The sequence below is a fragment of the Lachnospira hominis (ex Hitch et al. 2025) genome (genome assembly GCF_040096395.1).
Classification (GTDB): domain Bacteria; phylum Bacillota; class Clostridia; order Lachnospirales; family Lachnospiraceae; genus Lachnospira; species Lachnospira hominis.
Window position 1 is genome coordinate 90,006 of the sequence record NZ_JBBMES010000003.1, and the last position, 23,058, is coordinate 113,063.

At 34.6% G+C, this 23,058-nt stretch carries 20 protein-coding genes, 4 pseudogenes and 1 CRISPR repeat array; of the genes and pseudogenes, 21 read left to right on the forward strand and 3 right to left on the reverse strand.

Annotated elements, in window-relative coordinates; translation table 11 throughout:
* The first annotated feature begins 14 nt into the window (after nucleotides 1–14).
* From WMO38_RS04045 to WMO38_RS04125, 17 genes and pseudogenes are all read left to right on the forward strand, one after another.
* Nucleotides 15–476, forward strand: coding sequence for a hypothetical protein (locus tag WMO38_RS04045; RefSeq protein WP_243204252.1), 462 nt, complete (start codon nucleotides 15–17; stop codon nucleotides 474–476).
* Between the two features lie 90 nt (nucleotides 477–566).
* Nucleotides 567–767, forward strand: a complete 201-nt coding sequence (locus WMO38_RS04050; RefSeq protein ID WP_186836611.1) for a hypothetical protein — start codon at nucleotides 567–569, stop codon at nucleotides 765–767.
* Nucleotides 768–1,098: 331 nt separating this feature from the next.
* The gene (gene cas6, locus WMO38_RS04055; protein ID WP_186836612.1) at nucleotides 1,099–1,821 is read left to right on the forward strand and encodes a CRISPR-associated endoribonuclease Cas6; all 723 of its coding nucleotides are present in this window, start codon (nucleotides 1,099–1,101) and stop codon (nucleotides 1,819–1,821) included.
* Nucleotides 1,822–1,909: 88 nt separating this feature from the next.
* Nucleotides 1,910–3,688 carry a Cas8a1 family CRISPR/Cas system-associated protein gene (locus tag WMO38_RS04060; RefSeq protein ID WP_186836613.1) on the forward strand — a complete coding sequence of 593 codons (1,779 nt, stop codon included), beginning with the start codon at nucleotides 1,910–1,912 and terminating at the stop codon, nucleotides 3,686–3,688.
* Nucleotides 3,689–4,567, forward strand: coding sequence for a type I-B CRISPR-associated protein Cas7/Cst2/DevR (gene cas7i / locus WMO38_RS04065; RefSeq protein ID WP_186836614.1), 879 nt, complete (start codon nucleotides 3,689–3,691; stop codon nucleotides 4,565–4,567). It begins immediately after the preceding gene.
* Nucleotides 4,551–5,276: a CRISPR-associated protein Cas5 gene (gene cas5, locus WMO38_RS04070; RefSeq protein ID WP_186836615.1), complete on the forward strand. Its 726-nt coding sequence runs from the start codon at nucleotides 4,551–4,553 to the stop codon at nucleotides 5,274–5,276. The genes cas7i and cas5 overlap by 17 nt, the downstream gene beginning before the upstream one ends.
* Before the next feature lie 78 nt (nucleotides 5,277–5,354).
* Nucleotides 5,355–7,775: a CRISPR-associated helicase Cas3' gene (gene cas3, locus WMO38_RS04075; RefSeq protein WP_349161601.1), complete on the forward strand. Its 2,421-nt coding sequence runs from the start codon at nucleotides 5,355–5,357 to the stop codon at nucleotides 7,773–7,775.
* Nucleotides 7,776–7,851: 76 nt separating this feature from the next.
* Nucleotides 7,852–8,321: pseudogene (cas4, locus tag WMO38_RS04080) on the forward strand (CRISPR-associated protein Cas4).
* Between the two features lie 26 nt (nucleotides 8,322–8,347).
* The gene (cas1b, locus tag WMO38_RS04085) at nucleotides 8,348–9,340 is read left to right on the forward strand and encodes a type I-B CRISPR-associated endonuclease Cas1b (protein WP_186836617.1); all 993 of its coding nucleotides are present in this window, start codon (nucleotides 8,348–8,350) and stop codon (nucleotides 9,338–9,340) included.
* Nucleotides 9,341–9,423: 83 nt separating this feature from the next.
* Nucleotides 9,424–9,702 (forward strand): CRISPR-associated endonuclease Cas2, encoded by a 279-nt coding sequence (gene cas2, locus WMO38_RS04090; protein ID WP_186836618.1) that lies wholly within the window; start codon nucleotides 9,424–9,426, stop codon nucleotides 9,700–9,702.
* A gap of 193 nt (nucleotides 9,703–9,895) precedes the next feature.
* Nucleotides 9,896–11,237: direct repeats of the CRISPR family, unit length 30 nt; unit sequence GATTTAATAGAAACATAGTGGAATGTAAAT.
* A 113-nt stretch (nucleotides 11,238–11,350) separates the two neighbouring features.
* On the forward strand, nucleotides 11,351–11,551 hold the full coding sequence (locus tag WMO38_RS04095) for a hypothetical protein (RefSeq protein ID WP_186836619.1): 201 nt from the start codon (nucleotides 11,351–11,353) through the stop codon (nucleotides 11,549–11,551).
* 19 nt (nucleotides 11,552–11,570) lie between these two features.
* Nucleotides 11,571–11,963, forward strand: a complete 393-nt coding sequence (locus tag WMO38_RS04100) for a pyridoxamine 5'-phosphate oxidase family protein (protein WP_186836620.1) — start codon at nucleotides 11,571–11,573, stop codon at nucleotides 11,961–11,963.
* The gene (locus WMO38_RS04105; RefSeq protein WP_186836621.1) at nucleotides 11,963–12,343 is read left to right on the forward strand and encodes a DUF4186 domain-containing protein; all 381 of its coding nucleotides are present in this window, start codon (nucleotides 11,963–11,965) and stop codon (nucleotides 12,341–12,343) included. Before WMO38_RS04100 ends, WMO38_RS04105 begins: the two co-directional genes overlap by 1 nt.
* On the forward strand, nucleotides 12,340–12,711 hold the full coding sequence (locus WMO38_RS04110) for a VOC family protein (RefSeq protein ID WP_186836622.1): 372 nt from the start codon (nucleotides 12,340–12,342) through the stop codon (nucleotides 12,709–12,711). The genes WMO38_RS04105 and WMO38_RS04110 overlap by 4 nt, the downstream gene beginning before the upstream one ends.
* Before the next feature lie 23 nt (nucleotides 12,712–12,734).
* Nucleotides 12,735–13,208, forward strand: a complete 474-nt coding sequence (locus WMO38_RS04115) for a YaiI/YqxD family protein (RefSeq protein WP_186836623.1) — start codon at nucleotides 12,735–12,737, stop codon at nucleotides 13,206–13,208.
* A complete protein-coding gene (locus tag WMO38_RS04120; RefSeq protein WP_186836624.1) occupies nucleotides 13,195–13,413 on the forward strand; it encodes an aspartate dehydrogenase in 219 nt (72 codons plus the stop codon). The genes WMO38_RS04115 and WMO38_RS04120 overlap by 14 nt, the downstream gene beginning before the upstream one ends.
* A gap of 3 nt (nucleotides 13,414–13,416) precedes the next feature.
* Nucleotides 13,417–13,944 (forward strand): O-acetyl-ADP-ribose deacetylase, encoded by a 528-nt coding sequence (locus WMO38_RS04125; RefSeq protein ID WP_186836625.1) that lies wholly within the window; start codon nucleotides 13,417–13,419, stop codon nucleotides 13,942–13,944.
* Between the two features lie 39 nt (nucleotides 13,945–13,983).
* Here the strand turns inward: WMO38_RS04125 and WMO38_RS04130 are convergent.
* Nucleotides 13,984–14,166: pseudogene (locus WMO38_RS04130) on the reverse strand (IS4 family transposase); the annotation flags it as partial.
* A 195-nt stretch (nucleotides 14,167–14,361) separates the two neighbouring features.
* Between WMO38_RS04130 and WMO38_RS04135 the strand changes: the two are divergent.
* The 3 genes and pseudogenes from WMO38_RS04135 to WMO38_RS04145 all read left to right on the forward strand — a co-directional run.
* A pseudogene (locus tag WMO38_RS04135) lies at nucleotides 14,362–14,625 on the forward strand (GGDEF domain-containing protein); the annotation flags it as partial.
* Nucleotides 14,626–14,859: 234 nt separating this feature from the next.
* A complete protein-coding gene (locus WMO38_RS04140; RefSeq protein WP_349161604.1) occupies nucleotides 14,860–16,578 on the forward strand; it encodes a methyl-accepting chemotaxis protein in 1,719 nt (572 codons plus the stop codon).
* Between the two features lie 46 nt (nucleotides 16,579–16,624).
* Complete coding sequence (locus WMO38_RS04145; protein WP_349161606.1) at nucleotides 16,625–18,316, forward strand: EAL domain-containing protein; 1,692 nt, start codon at nucleotides 16,625–16,627, stop codon at nucleotides 18,314–18,316.
* A gap of 51 nt (nucleotides 18,317–18,367) precedes the next feature.
* Here WMO38_RS04145 and WMO38_RS04150 read toward each other — a convergent pair.
* A pseudogene (locus WMO38_RS04150) lies at nucleotides 18,368–18,499 on the reverse strand (flavodoxin family protein BilS); the annotation flags it as partial.
* Nucleotides 18,480–18,782: a hypothetical protein gene (locus WMO38_RS04155; RefSeq protein WP_186836629.1), complete on the reverse strand. Its 303-nt coding sequence runs from the start codon at nucleotides 18,780–18,782 to the stop codon at nucleotides 18,480–18,482. The gene WMO38_RS04155 and the pseudogene WMO38_RS04150, both read right to left, overlap by 20 nt.
* Nucleotides 18,783–19,213: 431 nt before the next feature.
* Between WMO38_RS04155 and WMO38_RS04160 the strand changes: the two genes are divergently transcribed.
* Nucleotides 19,214–22,942, forward strand: a complete 3,729-nt coding sequence (locus WMO38_RS04160; RefSeq protein ID WP_349161609.1) for a MucBP domain-containing protein — start codon at nucleotides 19,214–19,216, stop codon at nucleotides 22,940–22,942.
* Nucleotides 22,943–23,058 lie beyond the last annotated feature (116 nt).

Genomic DNA, 23,058 nt, shown 5'->3' on the forward strand with positions numbered 1-23,058 from the left:
GGAGGCTGATTTGTATGAAAAGAGATTCATTTGGACTTGGATTGGCAGTAGCGTTTGTAATGGTATGTGTTGTGCTTGTGATTGGTTCAATAGGTGTGGCAAGTGAACCTAAGTGCATTAAGGCTGGATGTGATAATAAACAGGCAAGCGGAAGCAGTTATTGTTATCTGCACAAACCATATACGGGCAGTCGTACATCTAATAGCAGTTCGACACATAGCAATAAATCATCCAGCAGTAATTCTAAAAGTAGTGCAAGCAGTTCTGGTTCAAGCAGTAGTTACAATAGTAAATCAAATTCAACAAATAAGTCATCATATAGCAGCGGCACAAAAAAGAGTACATATGATTCTTATGATGATGGCTATGATGATATCTATATGGATGGCGATTATGACTATGACAGATATGACAGAGATAGAGATTATGCCGATGGTGTAGATGATGCAATGGATGAGTTGGGTGAAGATTGGTAAAGATGATTAGAAGTGCAGTATAATTGAAATATAGATAAAATATAGATATGATAATTTTTGACTTCTTATAGAATAATGGAGGCAATTAAAATGAGATTTGGAATGAGAACACCGAGTTTAAAGAAATCAATTAAAGCAAGAACAACAGGAAAAGCCAAGCGAGCTGTTAAGAAAGCTTTAATTCCAGGTTATGGAAAGAAAGGCATAGGGTGGATAAAAAATCCAAAGAAAGCAGCTTACAATAAGGTTTATAAAAAGACAAGTTTTGGTATTATGGATTTATTTAAGTAAAACATTAGAGAAATATATTAATGAAAATATTTATGAGATTTTAAAACAATCATAAATATATTTTTGCGAGAGCTAAATTAATATTAGATAATAATTCCAATATGTTGATATTAATATAAATTATATAATAATTATCTAATATTTACATTCCAATATGGTAAGTACTTGCAAGTTAAAAGTATACAATAATAAGTAAAAAAAATCAATCCCAAATAAAAGTTACAGGCTGATACATAAAATTACACCTATTAGATAATTTTTATATTGACATATATAATAATTAGTGATATATAAAACATGAATAGATAATTAAAGAAAGGAGGTGTGAACAATGATTCAGTTAACATTGGAATTTCAATTAGAAAAGCCTGAGCTACCAGTTGAATATGAAAGAGTGGTTGTAAGTTTTTTAAAAGCAGCAAGTAGCAATTACTCAAAGGAAATGTTTGAAAGATTATACGATAAGAGCAAGTCGATAATAAAAACATTTACGTACAGTGTTTATTTGCCGGGAGCATTTTTTGATAAGAATGTTATAAGACTTGGAGAAAAAAGATTTAAAATATTTTTTTCAGATGCAGATATGAGACAGACTATCGAGTGGTTTAATTCATTTCAGTTGATGCGGATGAAAAAATATCCGTTAAATAATAACTCAATGCAACTTATTTCGGTGAAATCACAGAATAGAAAAGATATAGTTGATAGTGAGCTTGTTATTAAAATGCAAAGTCCGCTTATCGTAAGACAGCATAATTCAGATACTAACAGAGATGAATACTATACATATGATAGTAAGGAGTTTGCTGATAAGGTAAAGGAGAATGTTTCAGTATTTTTACAAAGGGTTAATATAGATGTATCTATGGATGGATTTTCTTTACTACCTGTAAAAGGTAAAAAGGTTGTGGTTAACTGCTTTGGGAGAAAGATAGATGCTAATATAGGCATCTACAAAATAACAGGAAATCCTGAATTGCTTAATATACTTTATCAGTCAGGAATTGGTAGCAGGCGCAGCGAAGGACATGGAAAGTGGGAAGTATTGATGTAGGATAGTATATGTATTATGTATATTTTTATGAAATGTATCAGAACAAAAGATATAGAAATGATATCATAAAAGCGAGAGGAGGTAAAAAATGGGCAAATATCTTATAACGACAGGAGATTTTCTTAAAAATGCCGGTATTGTTGGCTTGTATTATATACTTAAAGAATATAAATTTAATGTTATTGAAGGCAGGGAGTACGGTATAAAAGAGCAAGGGGGCAAAGAATATGACTTTGAAGCATATGAGAGTGGATTGTGGTTGGATGAAGATTTTATAGAAAATGCCGATTGGACAGATATGTTTTTTAAAGCATGTGTTTCCTGTTACAGAGATAGTACGGTGTATGCAAGAGTTTTAGATAATATTGATGTTATCATTGATAAAATTAATAATGGCACATGGCAAAAAAATACAGAAGATAAAGAAATGCTTGATTTTATAAGTGATAAGCTTTTGTCAAATAGTTATAAATCGGGTTTTGATAATATAAAGAATGAGGTAGAGAATGTTTCTGTATATGAGAATTTACAGAAAGAAAAATTAAGCTTTAAGTTAAATCCACAAGAGCTAAAAAAGCGTTTAGAAGAATTAAATGAATTTTTAAAACAACCTTTATGTGAAGAAACTTTTGTTATGAAGAGTGTTATATATAATTATATTAATCGCTTTTGGGATGGAAAATGTTTCTTATTAAGAGCTAATGCAAGGAAAAATATGCGAGAATTGTTTGAACAGGATTTTATTGAGCCTTTCAAAGCGTATGTAAAGAAATCACATATTAAGGATAAAGATATGTGCATTGACTGTGGAAAAATGATGGGAAGCAAGGATAAGGTTTCAATAGCATTTATGAAGGATATGGCGGATGACCTTTCAAGAAAAAAATCAGCTTTCTGGAACTGTAAAGTAGATGCTTTTTTGTGTCCTGTGTGTGCATTTGTTTATGCATTATGTCCGTTGGGATTTAATCTTTTGGGCAATAGATTTGTGTTTCTTAACACGAATGTTTCTATTGACGGATTAATACAGGCTAATAAAAAGAATAATTATGTTTACAAAAAAAATAATATACATTCAGATAATACGGAAAAACAGGATAAAGGGAGTTATTCACAATGGTTATCAAAGATGTTAAATAAGTTGATGGAGCATGAGCTTAAAGGATTATCAAGTGTTCAGGTAATCATCAGAGGTACGAGACAGAATGACAAGTATATTTTTTCGGTTGTAAGTAATGATGCATTGAAAATTATCAAAGAAAGAACGGTTCAGAACGCTTTAAAGTATATGGAGATGTCACCGTATATTATGTTAGAAAGTGAATATGTTAATATTCATGAACAGGTTATTTTTAATATACTGAACTTTAAATGTCAGGAAATGATTCTTAACAAGGTGTTAAGGGAATCAATAGAGTCGTCAGCTTATAATGCATCTGCTTATTGGATTTATAATGTGCTTTTGTGGACAAATATAGTGAAGAGTGGTAAAGAAAATGGAGGTAAGATAGCTATGAATAGGTTGGCAGTAATGAATAGTGGTTATTCACTTCGTATAGCTTTATTGGCATCGAAGGGGGCTGCAGACGATGAATGTATCAGAGGAACATTGTATCAGCTTATGAATGCTCTTTCTACAAAGAATACAGGAAAATATCTTGAAATAGTTATGAGATTATATAGTTCATGCAAAGTTCCTGCAAATGAGGAACAGGCAAGTAAGCTGATAGTTCCATGTGAATTAATAAATATGTTTAATAATCAAGGACTATTTGAAGAGTATGGATATGCATTTTACATGGGATTAAAGGGATGCAATTCAAATTTCCAAAAAGAAGATAATAAAATAGTTAAGGAGGGTATATAGATGAAAAAGAATGGATTAACATTAACAATGGTATTTTTGGCGGAGAGTGCTAATTATGGTGAGGGTGTAGGTAATATAACAGCTTTAAAAAAAATGACAAGAGGAGATTTTCAGCAGTATTCATATATATCAAGACAAGCTATAAGATATAATATTATTCAGCAACTTAATTGGGATAATACTCCTGTAGACGGGAAGAGTGGAGTGGTTCAGTTTGCACCTTCTGCTACAATAGAAGATTATCCTGAGATAGATTTATTTGGTTATATGAAGACAACTTCAAAAGATGATAGTATTAAGGGAGGAGCAACAACAAGAAGTGCTGTTGCAAGACTTAGTAATGCAATATCTCTTGAACCATATCAAGGAGAATTAGAATTTCTTACTAATATGGGACTTGCAAAACGACAGAATCTTGGTAATGCTATTGCACAAAGCGAGATACACAGGGCTTATTATACATATACATTGTCTATAGATCTTGACAGGGTCGGTGAAGATGGTGATATTAGCATATCATCAGAACAAAAAAAAGAAAGAGTAGATGCATTATTAGATGTTGTACAGTATTTATACAGAGATATCAAAGGAAGAAGAGAGAATCTTTCACCGTTGTTTGTCATTGGTGGTAACTATGCAAGAAAAAATCCATTCTTTGAAAATTGTGTGCGTATAAAGAATAACAGTATAAATACAGGTGCATTTCTTGATGTGCTGCAGGGTGATGACAGTATAAAGGATAATACTGTTGTTGGTGTTGTATCAGATATATTTGATAATGACGCTGAACTGAAAGAAAAGATGCATGCAGTAACAGTTGCAAAGGCATTTAGTCAGTTAAAGGAGAAAGTGAGCGAGTATTATGATGAAAGCAATTAAGTTGCACTGTTTTCAGAATCTTGTTAATTATAAGAAGCCAAGCAGCTTTATTATAAAAGAAACATATCCGCTTCCACCATATTCAACAGTTATAGGAATGATACATGCAGCATGTGGGTTTAAGAGATATCATAGAATGAAATTAAGTATACAGGGAAATAATCAGGGAATGGTTTCTGAATTGTATGCAAGATATTCTTTTTCATCGGGTGCAAAATATGAAGAAGGAAGACATAATATATGCATTGAAGATGGTGAAAAATATGGAATATTTAAAGGTGTGGCTAATGTAGAATTAGTTTGCGAAAATGACATAATTATTCATATTTTGCCTGAAGAAGATGAAGATATGCAGATTATATATGAAGCACTTAAAAATCCACCAATGTATTTGTCACTTGGCAGATATGAGGATTTGATAGATATAAAAAGTGTTGATATAGTGAATCTGAGAATGGAAGATGAGGCCGCAACAAAGCATAATATATATATTCCGGTGTCTTATATTATGGAAAGAGGATACGAAAATATTAATTCTACTGTATATACCATAAATAAAGAATATGAAATAACCAAACAGGGAATTCGAAGATGGAAGTCAGAGAAAGAAGGCGGACGTATCAAGGCTTTTTATTATCCAAGTGGGATAGTGATAGAGAATATTTTAGTAGATGACTCAAAAGCAGAAGATGTTGTTGTTTTTGCATAAATAAAATTAATAGATACATATTGGAATGTAATTTGTTGATAATGGCACTAAGGGTTTGTAGAAATAGAAGGAGAAAATATGGAATGTTATGCAAAGTCAGCAACAAAAAGTTTGTCTGATAATGAAAAAAATGAAATTATAGAAAAGATTAATTCTGTAATAGAAGAAGTACAGGATAAGCTTACATTAAGCGAAAAAACAGCTATAGATAATTCTATTAACGAATTTATTAATACGACAGAAAAGGGGCAGGTTACATTAAAACAGCATCTTGAAGAAATAGTAATATGTGCAGAGAATTTTTTTGAGATTTATGGCAGATATTTTACTGAAAAAGAAAAAAGTCTTGTTATTGAAGCATGTCGTATACATGATATTGGTAAAGTTAACAGAGTGTTTCAGGCTAAAATAGGTAATAGGAATTCAAATTCAGATGAAAAGTTTAATTATGAAATTCCTCACGGATATTTAAGTGCGGTAAGTATATCAAAAGATGAACTAAGTAGTTTAGTGCCGGATTGTACATTAGAGGATTTTAAGATATTTATAACGGCTGTTTATCATCACCATGATAGGGAAGATAAGTGGGAAAGTGCGGAAATAAAGCAATATTGTAATAAATATTATCTTGATAATCTAAAAGATTATTACAAAAATGAAAATAAAAAAATAATGTCAGCTAACGTTAATAAACTTTTATTTAGAAATAATAAAACATCTGTAAATTTGAGGATAAAGAATGAAATATGGGAGAAATATGCTTTAATTAAGGGGCTTTTAAATAAGTTTGATTATACAGTAAGCTCAGGTTATGAAGAGGCAGAGGTGGCTTCGGATATTGATGATAAAATATTAGTGAAAAATATTTATGAATATTTTAAATTACATAATATGAAATTTAATTCTATTCAAATATATATGAAAAATAATATCAATAAGAATCTTGTAGTAGTAGCACCAACCGGAATGGGAAAAACAGAAGCAGCTTTAATATGGGCTGATGGTGAAAAATGTTTTTATACATTACCGTATATGGTTTCATCCAATGCTATATATGACAGAATAAAGAGGACGTATAATTATGGCAATGTAACATTATTACATTCAGGAAGTATGCAGTATTTTATAGATGAGAGCAAAAGAGGAGATGAAAGTGCTTATAATGCGTATCAAAGGTCAAAGTTGCTTTCATTCCCATTGACTGTGTGTATTGTTGATCAGATATTTAAGTTTGTATATAAAGCGTTGGGAACGGAAATATTTGCTGCAACACTTAAATATTCTAAGGTCATAATAGATGAAATACAGTCGTATAATTCAGAGATTATTGCTGCAATTATATATGGGTTAAAAATTATATCAGATATGGGAGGCCATTTTGCCATTATAACAGCAACATTTCCACCGGTATTAAAAAGCCTAATGGAAAAATATGGCCTTATAGAGAATGTAGACTATGAATATAAAGATTTTTCAACATCAGCAGGAATTGTAAGACATTGGCTTGATGAAGATTATGGAGATATTGATGTGGATAAGGTTATTAAATCAGCTAAAAATAAAAAGGTATTGGTTATATGTAATACTATTGGCAGTGCACAGAAGTTATATGAAAAAATATATGATATATACGATTCAGGTTTGGTTGAAGAAACAGAAATACATCTTTTACATTCACATTTTATAAAATGTCATAGAAGAATATTGGAAGAAAATATAATGAGATTTTCAAAAGATGAATTATCTGCCGGTATATGGATAACAACACAAATTGTAGAAGCCAGCCTTGATATAGATTTTGATGTATTGTATACAGAAATGAGTACTGTTGATAGTTTATTGCAGCGTTTGGGAAGGTGTAACAGACATGCACGTTATATTCCTACAGAGGCTAATGTTCATATATATGTTACGAAAAATATTGATTATATATACGATAAAGATATATATAAACGGTCAGTTGATATATTGAAGGATTATACAGGAAGACCTTTGGTTGAAAGAGAAAAAAACGAATATATAAACAGAGTGTATTGTACAGAAGATTTGATTGATACAGCCTATTACAAAAATATTGAGAGTGCCTTGGAGAATTTCAAAAAAATTAATCAGGCAGAATATAGTAAAGCAGAAGTTGATAAGCAGTTTAGAGATATAAATAGTGTTACAGTGATACCTGATAATATATATAATCAAAATATTGACTTTATAGATAATTGTTTAAATATTATTAATAATAGATATATAAAAAAAGATATTAGGAGCATTATTATGTCTAAAATATCTGACATGACGTTATCGTTACCAATATACAATAGATACAAATTACCGGAATTGGTTGACGAATGTGTTATTAAAACAAGAGGTAAAGATATAGATTATATAAAACAGGTGGAGATGAATATTCATAGAACAAGAAGAATGTACGAATTTGATATGGAAAAATGTATGGGAAGAGGGTTAATGAAAAAGGAAGCACAGAATTCTATATTTATATAGTAGTTGTGAAGAACATTGGGCATCATATATTGTATTTATTGGAGCTGTAATTATGGAAGATAAAGTAGCGGGTGTAATGGTATATTATTATTTTATATGCAAAAGAAAACTATGGTATTTTTGTCATCAGATTACAATGGAAGAGAGTAATGAAAATGTACAGATGGGTAAGTTGCTTGATGAGAATAGTTATGCACGGGATGATAAGCATATTAATATTGATGATGTTATAAATATTGATTTTATACGTGAAAAGAGAGAATTGCACGAAGTAAAAAAAGTAAGGCAATAGATGAAGCCGGAATATGGCAATTAAAATATTATCTTTATTATTTAAATAAAAAAGGAGTGGAGGGGATTAGTGGTAAAATTGATTATCCTTTGACTAAAAGAAATATAGATGTGGAACTGACAGATAAAGATTGTAGGGAACTTGATAAGATTATTGATGATATTAATAAAATAAAAGAACATGAATTGCCTCTAGAGTTAAGTGAAACTAAAATATGTAAAAAATGTGCTTATTTTGATATGTGTTTTATATAATTTTAGATGATAGTTGGAGAAATAAAATGAAACAGAGTTTTTATATATACAATAATGGGGATTTAAAGAGAAAAGATAATACATTGAGATTTACATCATATGAAGGCGAGAAAAGAGATATACCTATAGAACGTATATCAGATATATATGTTATGTCAGAAATGTCTTTTAATACAACATTTTTAAATTATATATCCAAGTATGGAATACCAATACATTTTTTCAACTATTATAATTTTTATACAGGGAGTTTTTATCCTAAGGAGAGTAATCTTGCGGGGCAATTATTGGTTAGTCAAGTACAGCATTATACAGAATATGATAAGAGACTTTTATTAGCTAGAAAGTTTATTCAAGCGGCGGCAGATAATATATATAGAAATTTGAGGTATTATAATGGACGTGATAAAGATGTATCAGAATATATGAAGGATATAGATTCTTTGTGTGCGGGATTATCAGATGTAAAATCAGTACAGGAAATCATGGGAATAGAGGGGAATATACGAAAAAGGTACTATTCAGCGTGGAGTATAATTATTAATCAGGAAATAGAATTTGATAAACGTGTAATGCACCCACCTGATAATATGATTAATTCGTTAATTTCATTTGTTAATTCTCTTATATATACAAGAACATTAAGCGAAATATACCATACACAATTGAATCCTACTATAAGTTATTTGCATGAGCCGGGCGTGCGAAGATATTCTTTTTGTCTTGATATATCTGAGGTGTTTAAACCCTTGATTGGAGATAGATTAATATTTTCATTACTTAATAGGAAACAGATAACAGAAAATAGCTTTACTAAAGAATTGAATTATTTGCACTTAAAAAAGGAAGCTTCACAATTAATTGTTTCGGAATTTGAAAACAGAATGAAACAGACAATAATGCATAGGGAATTAGGTCGACAGGTGTCATATCAATATTTAATAAGATTAGAGGTATATAAGCTTATTAAGCATCTAATAGGTGAAAAGGAATATGAGGGATTCAGAATATGGTGGTAAATCGTAGATCGTGTGAGCTTACTATGTAATATAAGTTATTATGATAATGATATAAAGTGTATTAACTTGAAAGCGGGGAAAATATGTATGTTGTTTTAGTATATGATGTAAGTAAAGATGAAAATGGAAGAAAAAGGTGGTCACATATTTTTAAAATATGCAAGAAATATATGTCACACATACAAAACTCTGTTTTTGAAGGTGAACTATCAAAGGTACAGTTAATAAAAATGCAGAATGAATTAAAACCTTATATTAATAGTGAATTGGATTCTGTCATTTTATTTAAAAGCAGACAACAGAAGTGGCTTGATAAGGAATGGTGGGGAAAGCAGGCAGATGTAACAAGTTTTATAATTTAATGTGATTGTATATTGTGTATAATTTGTCTGTCGACCGATGATAATGTAAAAATGCGGGGAGATCGACAATGCTGAAATTATTATATATTTGATGTTATTGTAAAAAAATTTACAAGATGATAATATATAAATATTGAGAGTCGACAGAAAATAGATTGGTAGTACCTGAAAATAGGCGACTTTTGTGTTACGGGATTTAATAGAAACATAGTGGAATGTAAATCAAAGTCAGTAAACAAGCGGATTGTAGCGTTTTTGATTTAATAGAAACATAGTGGAATGTAAATATTTATAGCGATATTAACAAAAAAGAGAACAGCAAGATTTAATAGAAACATAGTGGAATGTAAATCAATTTACCCTTGAGATTATTTCGGGTATCATTTCGATTTAATAGAAACATAGTGGAATGTAAATAGGTATACATTTATTTTAGAATCTGCTCCCGCTGGGATTTAATAGAAACATAGTGGAATGTAAATTTAACTTTAAGTGAAGCAAGTGCTGAACTGAACGCTGATTTAATAGAAACATAGTGGAATGTAAATATCATAGACCTGATTCCACTTACAAGTCCTTCTACGGATTTAATAGAAACATAGTGGAATGTAAATTATTTTCCTCTTTCAAATTTTCTTTAAAAGGGGCTTGATTTAATAGAAACATAGTGGAATGTAAATACAGTATACATTCATTTACTGTCAGCAGTAGAACAGATTTAATAGAAACATAGTGGAATGTAAATTAATCACACACAATATAGTTATATCCACCTGAAACAGATTTAATAGAAACATAGTGGAATGTAAATATAGTTGAGCCGCTTGCAATTAATTACGATTACACAGATTTAATAGAAACATAGTGGAATGTAAATGAGATTACAGCTAAGATGCTTCAGAGATTTTTCAAGATTTAATAGAAACATAGTGGAATGTAAATTAAGTTCAGATATGAATTTATGTGTCTGCAGTGCTCGATTTAATAGAAACATAGTGGAATGTAAATCTGTTTAAAAGGAATACTGTTCCTGTGTGCTACATGGATTTAATAGAAACATAGTGGAATGTAAATTAAAAAACCAATAAAAGCTCCTGCTATTGCAAGAGCGATTTAATAGAAACATAGTGGAATGTAAATAAATATAACTCGTATAGAACAATAGAAATTGACGATGATTTAATAGAAACATAGTGGAATGTAAATGTTATTAAGTATCTGTGGAATTACTACAAGGGCGACGATTTAATAGAAACATAGTGGAATGTAAATATAGTAAACGGAGTAACTATTGCAATCAAAAGATTAGATTTAATAGAAACATAGTGGAATGTAAATATGCACAGGCTTAAAAGACAAGAACTGTAATCTGAGATTTAATAGAAACATAGTGGAATGTAAATGATATTGCTGCCACATTGCTCATTGCACTTTCATAGGATTTAATAGAAACATAGTGGAATGTAAATATATATTGCAAATCCGAAATATTGCTTAAAACAACTGATTTAATAGAAACATAGTGGAATGTAAATGTCTTTCAATTTATTTAATATATCAAGTTGAAGAGGGGTAAATGGTGGTATAATCCTATTATTGATAGATAGTAATAATAGGTGATTTTTATGGAACAACGGAGGCAATTAAAATGAGATTTGGAATGAGAACACCCAGTATAAAGAAATCAATAAAGGCAAGAACAACAGGGAAAGCTAAGCGTGCTATTAAGAAAGCTGTAATTCCAGGTTATGGAAAGAATGGCATAGGGTGGATAAAAAATCCAAAGAAAGCAGCTTACAATAAGGTTTATAAGAAGACGAGCTTTGGCATTATGGATTTATTTAAGTAACTATCAGGAGGATTAAATAATGGAACGAGTAGCTAAATTTTTAAAAGAAGCAGAGACATATTATCTGGCAACAGTGGAAGGCGACCAGCCAAGAGTTAGACCTTTTGGAACAGTACACATTTTTGAAGGAAAGCTGTATATTCAAACTGGCAAGGTAAAGGATGTTTCAAAGCAGATTCACGCAAACCCGAAGGTAGAAATCTGTGCGTTTAAAAATGGTGAGTGGCTTCGTGTAGCCGGAGAACTTGTAGAAGATGACAGAAGAGAAGCAAGACAGTCTATGCTTGATGCTTATCCATCTTTACAGAATATGTACTCAGCAGATGATGGAAATACCGAGGTGTTCTATTTTACAAATGCGACAGCTACATTTTCATCATTTACACATGAGCCGGAAGTAGTGAAGTTTTAATGACTAAGGATGAATGGTACAAGCAGTTATTTGAGCGACTGGATAAGTCCAAGTTCCGAAGCAGTTTTCATTTGAAACAGAAAGATATTGATTATATAAATGAAAAGGGACTTGCTGTTATCAGACAACATGCAAAGGATTTTATTGCAAAGAGAGAAGCTCCGGCATATATAGCAAATGATGGCAAACAGACACCAATGCGTGGACATCCAGTATTTATTGCCCAGCACGCAACAGCAACATGCTGCAGGGAGTGCATCCGAAAGTGGCATAAAATGCAGCCGGGCAAGGAACTAAGTCAGGTGCAGCAGGATTATCTTGTAGATGTAATTATGACATGGATTCAAAAAGAAATGGAGAGGCAGGAACATAAAATATGAGTTTGAAAAATGTATTGATTATTGTTGATAACATTGACGAATCAATTGATTTTTATGAAGAACTGTTTGGACTGCGTGTGATTACAAGGCAGGAAGGTAATGTGATAATGTCAGAGGGGCTTGTATTGCAGGATGTAGATGTATGGTATGATAGTACAAAAATACATACAACTCCACATAACAATATGACCGAACTTTATTTTGAAGATAATGATATAGAAGGTATTATTGAAAAACTGGAGTCTGGCAAGTATGTTGTAAGTTATGTTACGGATTTAATGGAACTTGAATGTGGACAGAAGCTTGTAAGATTTTATGATCCATCAGGAAATCTTATAGAAGTACGAACACCAATTAACTATAACTGATATGAAATGGATTTAAGGAGAAAATGCAGATATTTGTAGATGCAGATGCGTGTCCGGTAGTGGACATTGTCGAGACAATAGCAGAGAAATATAATATTCCAACCACCTTGTTGTGTGATACGAATCATATTTTGTATTCTGATTACAGCGAGGTAATTATAGTAGGTGCAGGAGCAGATGCAGTAGATTATAAGCTGATTAGCATATGTCATAAAGGGGATGTTGTAGTATCGCAGGATTATGGTGTCGCTGCTATGGCTTTAGGTAAGGGTGCGTATGCTATTCATCAATCCGGTAAGTGGTATACGAATGAAAATATAGATCAGATGCTTATGGAGAGGCATCTTAATAAAAAGGCAAGACGCAGCTCTCATAAGAATCATATGAAAGGACCGAGAAAGCGTACAGAAGAAGATGATGTACGCTTTGCACAGTCCTTTGAAAAACTAATACTTATAGCAAAGTCAAAAGAAGGTGCTCAGAGTGGGACTATTTAAGAAAAAGACAGTTACAAAGACATATGATAAAGAAAATAAGAAACCAGTTATCAAGGCGAGCATATGTAATGGCGAGCAGGTTGCAGGCTTTAAGGACAATCATACAGGTAAGATAGAAGAGGTTATGCTGATTAAGAACCAGGCAGACCTTGATGCATTCAAGAAAATGTATGGAATAGATGATGAGATAGACAAGGAATATTAAACAATGTATTTGATTAAGACGATAAAAGGTGACATAACAAAAGTAACAGATGTGCAGGCAATCGTAAATGCAGCAAACAACTCCCTTCTTGGCGGAGGTGGTGTAGATGGTGCGATTCACAGAGCAGCAGGACCGGAACTTCTGACAGAGTGCATGACACTTCACGGATGTGAGACTGGAGAAGCAAAGATAACAAAAGCCTATAATCTGCCATGCGATTATGTTATTCATACTGTGGGACCGATATGGAATGGTGGAAGAAATAAAGAAGAGGAACTTCTTGCAAACTGTTATTTTTATTCTATGAAGCTGGCAATGGATAATGGAATCAGGTCCATTGCATTTCCTTCCATATCAACGGGAGTATATAGTTTCCCGGTTGAGTTGGCAGCAAAGATTGCAGTACATACAGTAAACAGGTTCTTGCAAGATAATCCGGACAGCTTCGATTTGGTGGAGTGGGTGCTGTTTGATACTCATACTGAATCAGTATATGAAGCTGAGGTTGATCAACTGTATAAAATGATATAATAAGATTCTGGATGCAAGGATTGTAGTAAAACGCATCTAGTTAATTTGAACCATCTTCATGAAACGATACACGGTATCTTTTGCAAAATTAGGAGTGCCTTTCCTTTTATAGGCATTGGCAGCTTTCAAGGCTGAGTAAATATGAAACCTTGTAAGAAATCGTTTGATAGATTTAGGAATCTGCTTATCATTTTGAGTCGCTTGTGTTATACGTTTATTCATAACATGAGCCTCCGGTTTGTAATTGTTTTTTGACAACCCAATTATACCAAAACCATTGATTTCATACTATTTTTATGCCAGTTATTATTGAATTTTCAAGGTGCATAGGCACATTTTAATGTGCGAAGTTTGAGTTATTATGCAGACGCTGACAGCTATGAAGATGGCAATGAAAAATAAGCTGTTAGAACAGAGGGAAGATATGGCGGCGATGAGTTCATGGCTGTGATTTATCATACAGGCAAAACAGAGATTGAGGAACTGCTACAAAGCTTATGCAGAGAAAAAGACAGATTAAATAGTAATGAAGCTCAAATCCCGATCGACTATGCATGCGGATGGGCAATTTCAACTGATGAAGGAACCTACACGCTGCAGATGTTACTGGATAAGGCAGATTCCGATATGTATGAAAATAAACAACTATGCAAGAAGCGTAATTTAGGTTCACGTCAATAAACTAAAAATAGAATAAAAATCAGCATTGTGAAAAGTGTTCATCCAGGAGACAGAATTTAGGTTGATTTTCACCAGTTTCTAGCAATAGAACCACTAATATTTAGTAGAAAATAATTTAATAATTTAATAATTTTTTTAATAGATTTTCCCAATAGAGTATGCTATATTATAATTGTTTATGGATAAACAAATTTGATAAAAGATCAATAATTTACAAAGGAAGGGAAAACTTTCATGGAAAAGATCAAAAAGCGTATAGCTAACTTAAAAGTTGCAGGAAAATTAAAAGTATATCGAATGACAGTGCTTGTTATGACATTATTTTTAGTGTTGGTGGCACTGATCTCGACATTAGTGATCCGTTTAAATATAGAGAAGATCACTGAGGTCTGGTCTCCGTCATTGGAATATCTGCAGGATTTAGAGACAATGACTGCGAAATACAGAATCAAACAGTATCAGCATCTGGTAGAATCAGATGCAGCAATCATGAACTCTTGCGAAGAAGAAATTCAGAAGCTGGAGAGTCAGATCCAGGATACCGATGCGAATCTGGATGCAATCATGTCTGCAGACAGTGATGCTCGAAAAGGACAGGACCATTACGAAGTAGCAAAAGCTGCATGGGAAGAATACAGGGCTGCTTCAGATGAAATCCTGAAGTTGAGCCGTGCGGGTAAACAGCAGGAAGCATCAAAGCTGATGACCGGAAAGGTGTATGAAGAATATAAAGCTTTGGCTGAAAAATTAACGATATTAAGTGACGAGTTCCAGGCAGAATTAGACCGGGCAAAGACCATGGCTAATGTATGCATTATAATCATATTTATTGTGATCGTGGCAGCGGGTCTTGCGATTGCTGTAGTGACGACACAGATCGGAAAGATCATTACCAATTCCATTACCGAGCCGGTAGAACAGATAGATGCAGCAGTTGCCAGCCTGCGTAAGGGCGAACTGTCTAATGTAGAAATGCTTACCTATGAGTCTGAGGATGAGTTTGGCGATACCATCAGGAATCTGAAAGAAGCCATGGGTATTCTGGCAGATTATGTCAGCGAGATCTCTGTGGAGGTAAAGGCAATAGCACAGGGTGACCTGACCAGAAATGGTAATGATATTACAGATTTCCTAGGCGATTTCTCGGAGTTGAAGGTATCACTGGTGTATATTCTGAAACGGTTTAACAGTACCCTGACCGAGATCAGCAATCTGGCAGAACAGGTATCATCGAATGCATCCGAGGTGGAAAATGCATCAAGATCCCTGGCGGACGGTGCAACAGAGCAGGCAGGAGTCATCGAGGAATTGAATGCCACCGTTGATACGGTCGTGGATTTGGCGGCAGATACAGCGAAGGAAACACAGAGTGCATCTGCACGTGTAAAAGCCTCTGCAAATAAAGCGAACGAAGAAAAAGAAAAAATGAACGATTTACTGATGGAAATGGGGCACATTACAGAAATCTCCAAGGAGATCGGTAATATTATCACAGATATCGAGGATATTGCATCCCAGACCAACCTGTTATCCCTGAATGCTTCTATTGAAGCTGCCAGAGCAGGAGAAGCAGGAAAAGGCTTTGCAGTAGTGGCAGATCAGATCGGCAAGCTGGCAGCGGATAGTGCGAAGTCGGCTGTGAATACGAGAGATTTGATCGATAAGACCTTAGTGGAAATCGAAAAGGGCAATACGATCACAAGAACAACAGCAGACGCATTTAATCAGATCATTGCAGATATGGAGTCCTTTGCAGAGATTGCACAGAACACCATGGAGAAAGCGAACTCCCAGGCAGAGTCCTTGGGACAGATCGGTCAGGGAATTGAACAGCTGTCCAGTGTGGTACAGGGCAATGCAGCATCCTCAGAAGAGAATACTGCGATCAGTATTAATCTGGCAGAGGGAGCAGCCAAGATGCGTGACCGCGTGAATATCTTTAAGCTATTCTAGAAAATGGCAGGAATAGAGTGAAGTTGTCGGAAGGAAGGTTCTTGTTGTGATTAATGATATATTTAGTGTGTTTGGAGAGCAGACAGCAGAAATATTATTTGAGATCATTACAGAATGTATGGATGATTACCTGTATATATTTGATCTGCAGAATAATATCTTTGAGATTTCACAGTCAGCTGTGAAACGGTTTAATATGTCGAAAAATGTTCTGACAGATGCTGCAAATGAAGTTATGAAGGTAGTATATGAGGAAGACCGCAGGATGCTTGCAAAGCATCTTGCGGATATATGCGAAGGAGGAGAAAAGGTACATAATCTTCATTATAGGTGGCTTGATAAAGAAGGTATGCCGGTTTGGATTAACTGCCGTGGTATCGTGATCAATGATCAGCAGGGAAAGGCAGAGTATCTGGTCGGGTGTCTGAATGAGACCGGCAACAGGAGAAGAGCCGATAATGTCACAGGACTGCTTGGCGGTCCGGAATTCCTTGCTTACCTGCGTGCACAAAAAGAACCCATTACCAAGGGATTTTTTATGCATATAGGAATTGATGATTTTGGAGCGATTAATAGCTCCAGGGGAGCTGATTATGGTAATTATATCCTGAAAAGCGTAGCCGGCTGTATGAAGGAATGCCTTTCAGACAAGCAGAGAATTTACCATCTGGTAGCGGATCAGTATGTGATCGTGGATCTAGAAGCTTCCTCCGCAGAAGACGCTGTGGCACTGAAAGAAAAGATTACAGATAAACTTCATAATTTCATAATAGCCGAAAATTATGAAGCTATATTTTCTATTTCTATTGGTGTTATAAATGCAGCAATATTTTGCGAGGGAACCGAAGAATGCCGCAAAAAGTTTGAATTTGCCTTGAAACAGGCAAAAAGCATGGGTAAAAATGGATTCTATATTTTTGACCAGGATGACTATGAGGTCTTTTTACGAAAAGGAAGAATCATAGCAAAACTTCGTAATGCTATTGTGAACCATTATGATGGCTTTGAAGTATACTACCAGCCGATTGTGGACTGTCAGTCCGAACAGATCATTGGAGCAGAGGCACTGATGCGTTTTTCCATGATAACGGAAGAAGGGCGGGAGTTTGTTTCACCGATGGAGTTTATCCCATTGTTGGAAGAGACCGGATTGATCATTCCCGCTGGAAGATATATTTTGAACGAAGCTGCAGCAATGTGCTGTGAAATGCAGAAATATATTCCTGACTTCCGGATGAATGTAAATGTATCCTATGTTCAGATCCTGCAAGGCAATGTGGAGCGGGATATTCTGAATGCAATTCAAAAATATTCATTACAGCCGGAATGCTTATGTGTTGAAATGACAGAAAGCGGATTTATGGATATGACACCTTCGTTCTGTAAATTCCGTAAAACTCTGGACAAGAACGGGATTCCCTTTGTGATCGATGATTTTGGAACAGGATATTCGAATCTTCATTGTATCCGTGATATGAATCCGAGTTACGTGAAAATGGATAGGGATTTTACTGCCAAGGCGATGAACAGTGACAGGGATTATGAATTATATAAAAATATCATCCCCATGGTACATAGTATTAACGTCAGGATATGTGCAGAAGGCATCGAGGAAAAAGAATGGCTTCTGAAAATGAAAGAAATGAAGGTTGATTATCTGCAGGGATATTATTTTGGAAGACCATGTGGAAAGAAACAGTTTTTGCAGCAATATGCCAGTGGCATCAACGTTAAATAAAGAGAGTAAGGCAGACTCAGCTATGTGGGGCTGCCTTATTTTATGGTCTTATCAGAAGGATGGATCCATAACGGCTTCTTTCAGTTTTTCCAGGTCATTGGCATAAGGGTGAGACAATGCACAGTCAAAATTCTGGATCAATACATCAAGATTTGCCGGATGATCAGGAGTTTCCTTCATTTTCTATTTCTTGCATCATTGCTTCAAACATTTTTTCCGGGGTGTCATAGTCTAATATCGAAAATTGGTCTCCATCATCTGCTAAATTTCTGCTTCTTTCACTTGAGTTTTCGGCATATTCAATCACCAGCGAATTATAGCCACTTAAAAGTTCAACTATATGAATTGCTTGATTGTCTGGCAAGATGAACCATTGTTCATCTTCCAAAATTACATTGTCAAATATCTCCATCAACTTCTCGGAAATATGAAGTCTATATTCTCTTAATAATTTTTCTGGGTTCATTAATTCCATCTCCATTCACATTATATAATTTATTTCATATATTATTTTCTTCAGCTGATTTAGTATATACCACCAAATTATACTATTTTCAGATATTTTGCAAATTCTCTTTTTAACAGCATGATAATCTAAGCCTTAGACGGCAGATTGGGTCGTGAAAAGGATGGCACATTGAATGAGAAGTATTGTAAATGGTGTTAAGCAGATATTTTAATTGAGAATGAGCCGGAACTTTTTAAATAAATTGTGATTAAAAAGTGAAAAATAAACATTCATTTTAATATCGTTCGTGTCGAAAAAATGTCATTTCGTGTAAATGGCATTTTTTTTGATGCCTTTTATTGTATAATACCGCTAAGATAGAATGTATTTTTGTAATGCTTTATGGTATTGCATAGATACATTGAGTACAATAAAAGGAGGGAGAGTTTATGAAGTATTTAAACTTAAAAAAGATTACTGCGGTGGTATTGTCAATCGGAATGGTATTTTCAAGCAGTGCCGTTACCGGGTTTGCGGCAGATAACAGTAAAAAGATAGCTACGATTCCTAACAGCTATATTAATAAAGTGGCAGAAGATATTGATAATGAATATTTTTATGATGGAACATATGTTGATGATTGGGGGCATACACGTAAGGGCAGGCAGCTTGGAGCGACATATACAAAGGAGTCAACTGAATTTTTGTTATGGGCACCTGCGGCAACATATGTAAAAGTTAATATTTATGCAACAGGTGATGATAATGACAGCAATGCATGTAATATAGGAGCTTATACATTAGAGAAAATGCTTGTAAATGGGGAATGGAATGGAATCTGGACTATAACGCTTGTTGGTGAGTGGGGCGGATTGTATTATGACTATACGATTACCACAACAGATATTACCCATATTGGCAGCGACAGAACAACAAAATATAAAATTCAGGACCCATATTCGGTTGCGGTAAGCAAAGACGGAAAGCGTTCGTATATAACAGATACATCTTCAGTATCTCCTGAGGGTTGGGACAGCGACAGACATGTGTATGTTGATTCGACAAAAGCAAATACTGTTTATAAAATAAGTGTTAAGGATTTCTCATCAGATACCGCATCGGGCATGACTGCAGGCGGAAAGTACAGTGCTTTTACGGAAAAGGGTGCAAAAGTAAACAGTGCGGGAGAGCTTGTATCTGGTATTGATTATCTGAAGGAACTTGGCGTTACGACAGTACAGCTTGCACCGTTTGCGGATTTTGATGGCGACAGTGAGTATGAGATTTTAAATTATAATGTACCTGAGGCAAGCTATGCTTCCAATCCGTCAGACAGCAAGACTGTTATAAAAGAATGTAAAGAGATGATTCAGGCACTTCACAGTGCTGGATTTTCTGTTGTGATGGAGATGCCGTATACGCATGCCTCAGAGGAAAATCCTCTTGAAAAGTCGGTTCCGCGGTTTTATTACAGATTGAATACTGACGGTACAAGGTATACAACAAATACGGGATATGACAATGAGCTTGCCACAGAGCGGAAGATGTATCGTAGTTATATGGTTAATTCCATGAAATATTGGGCAGAGGAATATCATGTTGATGGATTTTCACTGGATTTGATTGACTGTGTCAATGTGAAGTACAAAGGTTCTTCGCATGTATATAAATGGCTGGATGAGATAAAGACATCATTGGCAAAGGAAGATGCCAATCTGGTTATCTGGGGAGATAATTATACAAAGGAAGAAAGACAGAATAAAACTTCCTCTTATGATGAAATAATCGGCAGCACAGGTGGCACTTATGGCGAAAGAAACGAAAAAGCCGTAAAAATATACAAGCAGAAAGCAGCAATGAAATATGCTAAGCCGGGAACATTGTTTATGGATGGCGGAGAAGAAATGTGTAACAGCGTTGAGGGAACAACTCTTGCAGACAGCAGTTACGTTGAATGGAAGGATTCAGCAGAGTATGCAGATGTAGTCTCATATTACAGAGGACTTATGGAGATACGAAAAGCATTTTCACCGCTTGCGAAAAGCCAGACAATAAAAAATTCTGAAGCTTATGTGCTTGCAGGTACAAAAGACGGCGAGTGGAATACTATGGCAGTATTAAATAATGAGTCAGATGTGTCAAAAGAAATTACAATTCCTGTTCAAGGAAGAGCTGCTACGGACTGGGTTGTTATTGCAAATGGTGAAAGTGCGGGAGTTGTATCACTTGGTGAAGTCGCAGGCTCCGTTATAACTGTACCTGCGTATACTACAATGATTCTTGTAGATAAGGAAAGCTTTGATGATGTGGCTGTAACATCAGGCAAAGGAAAAGTAATTGTTAATTATGTGATAAAAGACAGTGAGCAGAAGTTACGTGAATCGATTACACTTCAGGGTACATCGGGAACGAATTATGCGGTACCTGAAAATATTAAGATTCCATCAGGATATACTTTTTTAAGCAAGACAGGCGATGAAAAGGGTGTGTATACATCAGAAACACAGACAGTTACATATTATTATAATGCGATTAATCCGGATACAGTGGTAGACGGTATTAAAAATAATGGAGTATACTGCGAGAAGGCACAGTTTAAAGTAACTTCTTCCGATTATACACAGGTAATGGCAGGAAATAAAACGCTTACACCTGATGTGGACGGTATTTATACTGTATCTGCAGCAGATGGCACACAGACAATAACATTGACGGATAATGAAGGATACAGCATTTATCTGTCTGTTACCGTAAATGCGAATCATACAATGGATAACAGCGACTGTACGAAAGAATCAATATGCTCTGTCTGCGGAAAAATATTTCTGGCACAGGCAAATCATAAGTTCAGCGACACATGGACAAAAGACGATACTTATCATTGGAAAGTGTGTGAGAATGACGGCTGTACGGTAACAACAACAAAGACAAAACATAGTGGTACAGATGATGGTGATTGTACAACACCTGTAATTTGTGAATGTGGTGAGATTGTTACAGCAGCAAAGTCAGAACATATATATGGTGAATGGAAGTCAAATGGTAACGGCACACATACCCACAAATGTACAACGGCAGGCTGTACTATAGAAGAAACAGAAAGCTGTGTAGGCGGAGAGGCAACATGTAAAAAGAGAGCCGTCTGCACGGATTGTAATGCTGAATATGGTACTTTAAATCCTGCAAACCACAGTGGAAATCAGGTATGGGTACAGACAGAAAAAACTCATCAGAAAAAATATGACTGTTGTGGTGCAGAGGTAACTAATATAGCAGATCATATCTGGGAGAATGGACACTGCACGGTATGTGGATACGATTGTATTCATACAGGCGGAGAAGCAACCTGTACGCAGAAAGCGGTTTGCGATACCTGCCATAGTGAATATGGAGAAATAAATGCAGACAATCATTCGGGTGTGGAAAAATGGATACAGACAGCAACAACACATGAAAAGAGATATGATTGCTGCGGTAAAGTGACGATAGAACAAGAAAATCATAAGTGGAAAGATGGTGCTTGTGAAACATGTGGTTATGTATGTGTACACAGCGGAGGAGAAGCAACATGTACAAAGGGTGCAGTTTGCGAAACCTGCGGCAAGGAGTATACAGATAAAGATATGGCAAATCACAGTGGAAAGGTAGTATGGGTACAGACAGAAAAAACTCATAAACAGGCATATGATTGCTGTGATAAGGAAGTATCGACAAGTGAAGCACATGGTTGGAAAAACGGTGTATGCACGGTTTGTGATTATCAGTGTAAACATGCAGGCGGAAGTGCAACATGTGTGAAGAAAGCGGTGTGTACAATCTGCAGTGAAGAATATGGCACTTACAATATGAGTATACATGAAGGCTTGAAGTCAGTAGCGGCAAAGGCGGCTACCAGAACAGATGAAGGAAATATTGAATACTGGTATTGTAAAGATTGTGACAGATATTACATCAAGCAGGATGGGCTTGTAGAAATTGAAAAATCACAGACTGTGGTTGCAAAGATTACAGATACAACATCATCGGACGATACGGGTAAAGGCGGTAAGACAGAGACAGTAAAAGAACAGACGCCTGATACAGGAGATAATAAACGTGTATTTGCATGGCTTCTTATGTTTATAATAGGAGGGGCGGCAGCAGGATTAACGATTAAAGGTAAAAAGACAGAAAATTAATATTTTAAAATGCCGGAATTTTGCTCCCCGTGCGGGGCGGGATTCCGGTTTTTACATGTTTTGGTTTTATTTATTGGATTTTTATAATTTTTTATATATTGATAGTTAAATGTTTG

Coding starts and splice junctions, on each gene's coding strand:
- WMO38_RS04140 (WP_349161604.1), top strand. CDS start 14,860: ATGGAAAAGATCAAAAAGCGTATAGCTAACTTAAAAGTTGCAGGAAAA.
- cas6 (WP_186836612.1), top strand. CDS start 1,099: ATGATTCAGTTAACATTGGAATTTCAATTAGAAAAGCCTGAGCTACCA.
- WMO38_RS04050 (WP_186836611.1), top strand. CDS start 567: ATGAGATTTGGAATGAGAACACCGAGTTTAAAGAAATCAATTAAAGCA.
- WMO38_RS04110 (WP_186836622.1), top strand. CDS start 12,340: ATGAGTTTGAAAAATGTATTGATTATTGTTGATAACATTGACGAATCA.
- WMO38_RS04115 (WP_186836623.1), top strand. CDS start 12,735: ATGCAGATATTTGTAGATGCAGATGCGTGTCCGGTAGTGGACATTGTC.
- cas7i (WP_186836614.1), top strand. CDS start 3,689: ATGAAAAAGAATGGATTAACATTAACAATGGTATTTTTGGCGGAGAGT.
- cas2 (WP_186836618.1), top strand. CDS start 9,424: ATGTATGTTGTTTTAGTATATGATGTAAGTAAAGATGAAAATGGAAGA.
- WMO38_RS04155 (WP_186836629.1), bottom strand. CDS start 18,782: ATGAACCCAGAAAAATTATTAAGAGAATATAGACTTCATATTTCCGAG.
- cas3 (WP_349161601.1), top strand. CDS start 5,355: ATGGAATGTTATGCAAAGTCAGCAACAAAAAGTTTGTCTGATAATGAA.
- WMO38_RS04060 (WP_186836613.1), top strand. CDS start 1,910: ATGGGCAAATATCTTATAACGACAGGAGATTTTCTTAAAAATGCCGGT.
- WMO38_RS04095 (WP_186836619.1), top strand. CDS start 11,351: ATGAGATTTGGAATGAGAACACCCAGTATAAAGAAATCAATAAAGGCA.
- WMO38_RS04160 (WP_349161609.1), top strand. CDS start 19,214: ATGAAGTATTTAAACTTAAAAAAGATTACTGCGGTGGTATTGTCAATC.
- WMO38_RS04100 (WP_186836620.1), top strand. CDS start 11,571: ATGGAACGAGTAGCTAAATTTTTAAAAGAAGCAGAGACATATTATCTG.
- WMO38_RS04045 (WP_243204252.1), top strand. CDS start 15: ATGAAAAGAGATTCATTTGGACTTGGATTGGCAGTAGCGTTTGTAATG.
- cas1b (WP_186836617.1), top strand. CDS start 8,348: ATGAAACAGAGTTTTTATATATACAATAATGGGGATTTAAAGAGAAAA.
- WMO38_RS04125 (WP_186836625.1), top strand. CDS start 13,417: ATGTATTTGATTAAGACGATAAAAGGTGACATAACAAAAGTAACAGAT.
- WMO38_RS04105 (WP_186836621.1), top strand. CDS start 11,963: ATGACTAAGGATGAATGGTACAAGCAGTTATTTGAGCGACTGGATAAG.
- cas5 (WP_186836615.1), top strand. CDS start 4,551: ATGATGAAAGCAATTAAGTTGCACTGTTTTCAGAATCTTGTTAATTAT.